The organism is Acidisphaera sp. S103 (genome assembly GCF_009765975.1).
Taxonomy (GTDB): domain Bacteria; phylum Pseudomonadota; class Alphaproteobacteria; order Acetobacterales; family Acetobacteraceae; genus Rhodopila.
Map to the genome: position 1 here is coordinate 25,003 of NZ_LMUJ01000014.1, position 6,827 is coordinate 31,829.

Annotated in this window: 6 protein-coding genes; all 6 read left to right on the top strand. The window is 60.5% G+C overall.

The features are described 5' to 3' along the window. The first annotated feature begins 6 nt into the window (after window positions 1–6). Window positions 7–1,305 carry a hypothetical protein gene (locus GSQ89_RS01355; protein WP_158921240.1) on the top strand — a complete coding sequence of 433 codons (1,299 nt, stop codon included), beginning with the start codon at window positions 7–9 and terminating at the stop codon, window positions 1,303–1,305. 131 nt (window positions 1,306–1,436) lie between these two features. After that, complete coding sequence (locus GSQ89_RS01360; protein WP_216855957.1) at window positions 1,437–2,399, top strand: OmpA family protein; 963 nt, start codon at window positions 1,437–1,439, stop codon at window positions 2,397–2,399. Between the two features lie 56 nt (window positions 2,400–2,455). Then, complete coding sequence (locus tag GSQ89_RS01365) at window positions 2,456–3,802, top strand: hypothetical protein (protein WP_158921244.1); 1,347 nt, start codon at window positions 2,456–2,458, stop codon at window positions 3,800–3,802. Window position 3,803: 1 nt separating this feature from the next. Further along, complete coding sequence (locus GSQ89_RS01370) at window positions 3,804–4,964, top strand: hypothetical protein (protein ID WP_158921246.1); 1,161 nt, start codon at window positions 3,804–3,806, stop codon at window positions 4,962–4,964. A 364-nt stretch (window positions 4,965–5,328) separates the two neighbouring features. Beyond that, a complete protein-coding gene (locus GSQ89_RS01375; RefSeq protein ID WP_158921248.1) occupies window positions 5,329–5,565 on the top strand; it encodes a hypothetical protein in 237 nt (78 codons plus the stop codon). 230 nt (window positions 5,566–5,795) lie between these two features. Further along, window positions 5,796–6,599, top strand: a complete 804-nt coding sequence (locus tag GSQ89_RS01380; protein WP_158921250.1) for a hypothetical protein — start codon at window positions 5,796–5,798, stop codon at window positions 6,597–6,599. Window positions 6,600–6,827 lie beyond the last annotated feature (228 nt).

A 6,827-nucleotide genomic window follows, 5' to 3' on the forward strand; every position in this document is an offset into this window, starting at 1 on the left:
TGGGGCATGCTGAATAACGTTCGACGTATCCTGGTCGGTCTCTCGCTTGTGTCGACGTTCGCGATGCCATCGCACGCCCAGGAGCTGACCCCAGACCAGAGACGCTTCATGGGCCTGCCAGCGAGCGGGCCGTCGACGCTGCAACATTCAACTGTGGTGGCGCCGCAAGTGAAGTCTGCGCCGATCCCGCCGACCGATCAGCGCACTCTGGCAGAACCTGCCATGACGTTCCGCACTGTTGGACAGGGTGGCGCCAGCTGTTGCGAGTGGATCGCTGCCGACGGCGTCATTACGATTGAGACGCCCCAGGTCTTCAAGGAATTCCTTGGCCGTCTTGGCAAGGATGGCTCCACGTTACGGGAGAGTATCACCTTCAACTCTCCGGGCGGTGACTTCTTTGCAGCCCTGGCACTCGGTCGCGAGATACGCCGGTCCACCCGCATGTGGACAGCGGTTGGGCGGACTGAGGCTTCGGCAGCAGACCAGGCAGGCGGACTTCAGTCGTATCACATCAGCGGAGGCGTCTGCCTTTCGTCCTGCGTGCTCGCCTTCATGGGAGGTAAGACCAGGAACTACCAGCGTGGCGACGGGACGACACAGCAAACGCTGGCGTTTAAGTGGTTCGCCCTTGACCAGCCAGCAAGCGTTCTCGGCGGGCCGTCCGCAGACGCAATGGATGGGGGCGGACTGCCGACGCCAGGTCTCCTCCGGCTCGTTATGGAAGGGTACGCAACGGAAATGGGCGTCTCGCCGTCCATCGTCGCCCTCATGGAGACGGCGAGCCAACCGGGCGGCGTACATATCTTAAGTCAAGACGAGGCCGACAGGTTAGGCATGAACACACCAATTGGCGCGCGCACCAAATGGGCCCTGTCGGCAAAAGGCGGAGGTCTGGCGCTCTACGGGGATGGAGAGGATCGGTGGACACGCTATACGGCTGAACTCCAATGTATCCCCGGGCAGCGTGAAGCGCTGGAATACACGATTGCCGTTCCGGCTGAAGTTGGGGAGCAGCCATTGCCGACGGCCGAGGACGGGTATCGTCGACAAATACAGGAAGTGAATGTTGAGGCCGGCAGCATGTCAACGACAGCCCGCGTGGCTTCGGTGCAACTGCTCGCGGGCAAACTGCTCGTGACAACGTCGCTGGCCGCCCCCCAAATCGCGATCATTAGGCATGGCGACGCTGCCATCGTTTTCAGAGTGCCTCATTCGTTGGCAAATGTCCTGCCGGACATTTCCCTTGCGTCTCCACAGGTGACGGAAGCAGTCGACCTACTCCTCCGAAACTGTCCCAATAATTGATTGTAACGAGACGGACCCAGCGTGAGGGCAAATTTGCTAGATAGTCTCACGAACAGTTGACCTCGGTCCAAACTCTGCGTAACGTTACGTGTCGCCAGCGATCGACGCGGGTGTATCTGATCGGATTACGCATGCGCCTCAAGTTGGTATCAGCTTGTTCGTTACTTCTATTGGGTGGCTGCGTTCAGCCCTATTACGGTCCCGTTGTGCAGCGGCAGCATGTGCCCGGATTGGCGACACAGGACCAGACGGCCGGCATTGAGAATGCAGATCGCATCGCCCGCTTCCGCCGACTTGCCGCGATGCAGGGTATCCCGGCGCCGCATGTCGACCAGCTCATGCTGCCTCCGAATTCCGTCTCCTACATGGCGAGCGCCGTGCCCGTCGTGAGGGTAGTCTTCGATGAACGTGTCTTCTTCGACTTCAACAGCGACATTCCCCGACCCGAGGCTGACGCCGTCTTCGATCTTCTCGCGGAGAATATGCGCAGGGACGTTCCTGACTCAGCGGTCACTGTACTCGGACACACGGACGCCGTTGGCGCCGACGCCTACAATATCAATCTCTCGGCCAGGCGCGCCGCGAATGTCATGCGGGAGCTTGTCCGGCGCGGAGTTCGGCCGGATCAGCTGAGCGAGGTCGCTATCGGCAAGCGGCAACCGCTCGCGCCGAACGACACAGAGGCCGGTCGCGCGCGCAACAGGCGAGTCGAGTTCCTGGTATCGTCCGGCATCGAGGCGAACCTTGCCGCGGTCCAACAGCGTGTGGTTCCGATTGCGTACCTGTCGCTCGACAATAGCACTCCGCCCCCGCCTGGTCAGGCAACCGTGGTACAGGTGCTTCGCATGAAGCCTGGCCCGGAACCGAGGCTAGCGAATGCCGGCCCGGGTGATCCGTTGCTCATTCCGTACGCCGGTCTGCCTCTTTTGCCGCCGGAGAACGAGGACATTCAGCGGACTGCACCCGTGTCGGTGGCTGTGAACCAGCCGGAGAACCCTCCGCAGATGATCCGGCCAGATGAGGTGACTCCAGTCAAGCTGATCCAGCCGGAACCGCTCCATCTCGTTCCTTTGGGCGACGCTCAGAAACTTTGACGCCGGCACGAACCAGTACGGCCAACAGCACGCAATTTCCGAGCATGGAGAACCCGATGGCTATAGCGCCGACCCTGTCTAGCGCAGACCCGACGAAGGCGATCAGCCTTGCGCTGCAGCGGGCACTCGCCTTTCCGTTGTCGCGCGCGGGAGGCATGCAGCTTTCACCAGAAAAAGCGCTGGAGTGGGCGCAGCAAGAGGCGGCGTTCGGCACCATCCCAATCGACGAAAACGGAATGAGTGCCGGCATGAAGCTTAACCTCCTGCAACCGGTCCGCACTTTGCTCTCCGACTGGCGTCAGGCACGCGCCGACTTCGACACAGTCCTGCAACCGAAGTTGGCCAGCCTTGATGCTGTGCGTCAGGCAGAGGGTGAGCTTGCTGATGCAGAGCGTCGGCGCGGGGACGAACTTGCCGGGATCGAGAAGAAGCTGGAGAGCAACCCCGACTACCTACAGAAGCGCGAGCTGAAAGACACCGCTCAAATTCGGTGGAAGGACCTTCAGGACACGCAATCCGGCCGCGCCGCCACTATGTTCAGCTATAGTCCCTGGTATCTCATTCTGATCTCTTGCATCGGTATCGCCGAGTGGCTCATCAACTACGATGTGCTCCTGCAATTTACCGGTGTCCCGGCTATCGCCGCAGGAAGCACCATCCTGCTCGGCGCTCTCCTCGCATTTGCCGCACACGGTTATGGCGAGTTGCTCAAGCAATGGAGCTTCCGCTTCGGCGAAAGCCGCGAGCCAGCGGAACGTGCCCGTGACTGGCGCTTCCTCGGATTGTCCACATCCTCATTGCTTATTGTGCTCGCCGCCGCCGGGTGCTCACGTTATGCGGCTGCGTTGCAGATATTGACGACGCAGGCCCACCACAGCTTGCTCATCAACGTCGGCGTGAGCGATGTGAACCCCATCCGCGACGTCCTGATCAGCTTGCTCGCCAATGTGGCGGCTTGGATTGTAGGCGTATTCCTCTCTTACATCGCACATGATGACAACCCGGAATATGCTTCGGCGACACAGCAGTGGAACAAGGCACACTCGGCCTGGGCTGCGAAGCGCAAGCAGTTCGAGCAGGAGATACGTCACGTGGAGGCCAAGTTCACGAAGACGATCAATGATCGCAGAACGGCCGCAAAGACGCGGGCCGCTTCCGTAGAAACCGAGCTGAACATGCTGAAGCAGGTGCAGGCGCACGAGCAGGCGCTGAACACGGAACTTGAGCAAGCCATGCGCGCGAACATCGCAACCTATAGAGAGGCGTTGACTCGAGTGCTCGTCGGAAGTGCCGGGCGAACCCAGCTCGTCACACGACCTACGAACGCGCCGCTCTCGCCGTTCGAACTCACTGGGATGGAACTGCCGGGAGCCGAGGCTATGCAAAACCTTCTGGCTGCCTGAGATGCGACGCACAACTTTCTTTGCGAGCCTCGCAATCGGTGTGGCCGTCTGCGCTTCGACAGCCCAGGCGCAAGGCTTCCTCGGCGGCCAATCCGGACTCGATCCAAAATTCTGTGAGACCGGCGCGCTGCGTCAGACAGTCGTCTACGTTGACGACATGTTTATGCAAGATGGGCAACTAGAGTGGGCCAACAAGCTGTTTGATAAGCTAAAGGCGACTCTTACGCCGAGTGAAAGGGTAACGGTCGTCGAACTGTCGCCTGCAGACGGGCAGAGTCGGGAGGTTTGGACAGGCTGCTGGCCTGACTACCCACAAGAGGAGCGCGACAGGCTCGGAAAGAGCTATTCGTTCTTTAGTAAGAATCCACTCAAGGTTCTCGAGGATCAGCAAGGTTTCTTCGCCAGTGGTTTTGCAGGCGCGCTGTCCACTATCTTCGACAAGCACCATCAGCCCAAGACGATAATCGATCCGTCGAGCACCCCGTCGAAGGCGATCATCGGGGCTCTCTCGTCCGACGGTGCGCGGTACGCCCAGACCACGGTGACGATCCGCGCTATCATTTATTCGGACCTTGCCGAAAATAGCGAGCTGGCTTCCGTGTTCAGACCACAGCCTCAGCCGGCGGTAAATTTTGGCAAGCAGCTCGGGACATACCTCCGTAGCAGCGTATTTTATGCTTTCGGCGTCGGCGTCGGCGGCGACGTTGGCGGGGGCCAGGAGGTTCGCGAGGCGACGCGTGCGCTCTGGACAACCGCCCTGGGCTCCATGAGCGCCACGGTAGCTGGACTAGGCCCAGACTTGACCGTGCCGAACGCGTTGCCCGTGACGGCCCGTGAGTTCACGATCGATCTGAAGGAGAACAATCAGCCGCTCAGTGGACGCCTCTCGCTGCTTGCGGATGCCGACGGTGACTTGGTCGACTCGTGGGTTGGCATCGTCCGCCTGAGCAGCGCAGCACTTACGGGCACGATGCACTGTGAGGCGGGCGGCAGCGGCATTTGCACCATCAACGCGGCGACGTCGCACGGCATCCTGTCGGATAGTGCGTCCGAGGTTCTTACGCTCCGTGGCGACCAGAGCAAGCCGTTGACGGGACTCATCGGCGTCAAGGGCTCAAACGTCATGTTTCCACTAACGGCAACCCTTAATGCCACCCACTAACGAAAACACTCCAACAAATTTAAAAGGTTAACACATGTTCGCTAACGTACGGTTGCCGACAGTAGCATTGCTCGTTGGTGCATTCTCCACCACCATTCTGACGGCTGGGTGCGCAAGCCGCCCTTACTCGTCTCCCCAGGAAGCCGCTCAGAACGCCTGCAGTGCCCTTGGACCTAAGGCGATATCGGGTGCCTTGCTCGGAGGATTGGGCGGTGGTGCGCTGGGAGCAGGCGTGGGTGCAGCTGCAGGAGGTAGGCGGGGAGCAGCCATTGGCGCCGGTATCGGATTGCTCGGCGGCTTGATCGCAGGGGCCAGCGTTGGACAACAGGCAGACCAGCGAGACTGCGCTGCCGCGCAGGCGGCGTTGGCGCAGATGACCACCCAGCCCATCGGCGTGCCGGTGACCTGGCGTAGTCCATCCGGAAGCTACGGCTCATATACACCTACCGGCGCCGAATACGCGCAAGGCAGCCAGTTTTGCCGTCAAGTGCGCCAGAGCACGAATATCGTCGGCCACCAGTCGGTCGACAGCGGCGCCGTGGCCTGTCGTGACGCGAACGGCGACTACCAGACCATCAGCGAAACGGGATCCCAAACTTGAGGCGCGAGCCTCGCCGCCAACCGACCGCCCTCAGGGTTGCAAGCTGATGTTACAGGCAGCCGTCGCCAATTGGCGCGAAAGAGATGACTTTCGGATTTCGCATGTCATTGCGGAATGTGAGCGTTTTGCTGGTTAAGTCGTCAAACTGCTCATGGCCCAGAGTGCGTCGGATCATCTGCGTTTTGGCCGCCTTCGCTCTGGGCGTCGGAGAACCAAGTTCGGCATTTGCGATGACCTTCGAGGTCATCGCTCCCGATGGGGGGCGGCCGGTCCTGTCTATGTCGGGGGAAATCTTACCAGGGGACACCGCACGCGTCCTGCCATGGCTGACCCGCTTGAGTGAAGGTAATGTTGCTCCTAGGCTTTTCCTCAGCTCCCCGGGGGGCAACATCCTCGAGGCGACCAAGCTCGCAAATATTATTCATGAAACCGGGATGCCAGTGTTCGTGCAAGCAGGAGATATGTGTGCCTCCGCCTGCTTTCTTCTCTTCGCCGCATCGCCAAGTCGGCATGCTTCCCCAGACGCGATGATCGGTGTCCACAGCACTTCTTTACATGGCGACGAGAATGCGGCTTCGTTCATGCTCGACACAGCCATCGCTAGGAAGGCTCGTGCATTCGGGGTTCCACCAGACATCATCGGACGGATGGTCACCACGGAGCCGTCAGACATGGCTTGGCTGACTGCGGACGAACTTGAGGAGATGGACGTCCGCCAGATCGGCGCAACACAGCAGGAGATCCCAGCTCCCGCTCCTATCTTCGACCAATCAAAATTAGCTCTCGCGAAGCGAAGTCTGCGCCAAACGAATGGGGCCGTTCCTGCAGATGGGACCAGTAAGCCGTGGGATGGCATCACCTATCGGCCAGCTCAGCTCGGCCCGGGCGCTCAGTCAATCGATCCCGAGATCCCGCAACAGATAGAGCTGCCGAAATTGTCCGTAGCGGCCGTGCACGGTGCGGACGACAAACCCGACTACGTGGCACGAGGCTTTCTGACCGCCCCGGCGCCTGCTTACGTTCCTGGTCATTAACCGCGGCCATCGGCCACCCCCCAGGGCAGTAGCCGCTGGAAGTGCCTGTACTATGTCGACCGTCTATCGGCCCGGCGGCGTCCGAGCCTTCGTGGCCTGATAAACGTAGCTGGTCCTGACGTGCGCGCCCCGGTAGCGATGCCAAGCCGGCCAGTCGCTCAGAGCCTGACCGGAAACGGTATCGGAATCAAATCTGGTAAGGGTTAAGTCTTTGTAGACGTTGACCGG